The 1,123-nt window shown below is 51.9% G+C and carries 3 protein-coding genes; 2 read left to right on the forward strand and 1 reads right to left on the reverse strand.

Annotated features, from left to right (window positions below; genetic code table 11):
* On the forward strand, positions 1 to 447 hold a 447-nt coding region (locus tag RTM06_RS22300; protein WP_312184740.1), incomplete at its 5' end, for a winged helix-turn-helix domain-containing protein.
* A 128-nt stretch (positions 448 to 575) separates the two neighbouring features.
* Positions 576 to 731 (forward strand): hypothetical protein, encoded by a 156-nt coding sequence (locus tag RTM06_RS22305; protein WP_312184741.1) that lies wholly within the window; start codon positions 576 to 578, stop codon positions 729 to 731.
* A 13-nt stretch (positions 732 to 744) separates the two neighbouring features.
* Here RTM06_RS22305 and RTM06_RS22310 read toward each other — a convergent pair.
* A partial coding sequence (locus RTM06_RS22310; protein WP_312184742.1) for an ATP-binding cassette domain-containing protein occupies positions 745 to 1,123 on the reverse strand: 379 nt, incomplete at its 5' end.

Here is a 1,123-nt window from a genome sequence, read left to right on the forward strand (position 1 = left end):
GCCGATGAGCGGCTGATGCAAGAGCTGCAAGTTGTGCTGCAACGCAATAGCTGTGACGGTGATTCCACCGTCCAGCATCTCGAAGCCGGTTCGTTAGAGGAAATGCTCGCGCGGGTACACGCGCTATTTAACGCGCAACAGAAAGTTGAAACAGACTGCGTGGAGATCGGTGAATTTACCCTACAACTCTCCAGAAAAATGGTCTGGCACGCTGGTAAACCGCTGGACTTGACGCCTAAAGAATTCGTTATTTTATCGCGTTTAATGCTGGCGAAAGGCGAAGCGGTTCCGCGTGACACCTTGCTAAAAGATATTTATCAATGGGCAACAGAACCGGCCACCAATACGTTAGAGGTGCATATTCATAATCTGCGCGAGAAAATCGGTAAGGCGTATATTAAAACGCTGCGTGGCGTAGGTTACCGTTTTATTGTCTCGGGAAAGTAAAAACCGTAGGGTCGCCATTCATGGCGACCGTTTAACACTAAGGCGAAGAATATCCCTTAAGATTTGTTAATAAGAAAAACTTAAGTAATAATCACCTCTCAACCAGATCGTATTCCAGGGAGGAATAGATGTCTTCATTGCCTTACTACATCGCCATCTTATTGATTATCTGCGTAACCTTTATCTCTTTCAGCTTGATGTTAGATCTCTTCGAGATGCGCGAATGGATGCATCACACCACGCATTTTCTCGAAACAACCCTTAAAGATCCTGATACGCCATAAGCGGGTGACCGCATCACGCCGCCACGCGGTCCGCGCCCAACAAATCCAGTATCCGGCTGCGCAGCGCCACCAGCTGCGGGTCGTCACGGCGGCGCGGCCACGGCAGATTAACCTCGATCACATCCACCACTTTTGCGGGTCTTGGACTGAACACCACCACGCGATTCGCCATCACCAGCGCTTCTTCCACGTCGTGCGTTACCATCAGCGTGGTGAACTGTTGCTCCTGCCACAGATCGACAATCTCCTGCTGCATTCGCAACCGCGTCAGTGAATCGAGCTTGCCGAGCGGTTCATCAAGGATCAATAGACGCGGCACGTTAACCAACGCGCGGGCCAACGCCGCACGCTGCGCCATACCGCCCGAAAGCTGATGCGGCCAGGCGCGGGCG

Origin of the sequence: Pantoea sp. CTOTU46764, from assembly GCF_031974595.1 — a bacterium.
GTDB classification, from domain to species: Bacteria; Pseudomonadota; Gammaproteobacteria; order Enterobacterales; family Enterobacteriaceae; genus Pantoea; species Pantoea trifolii.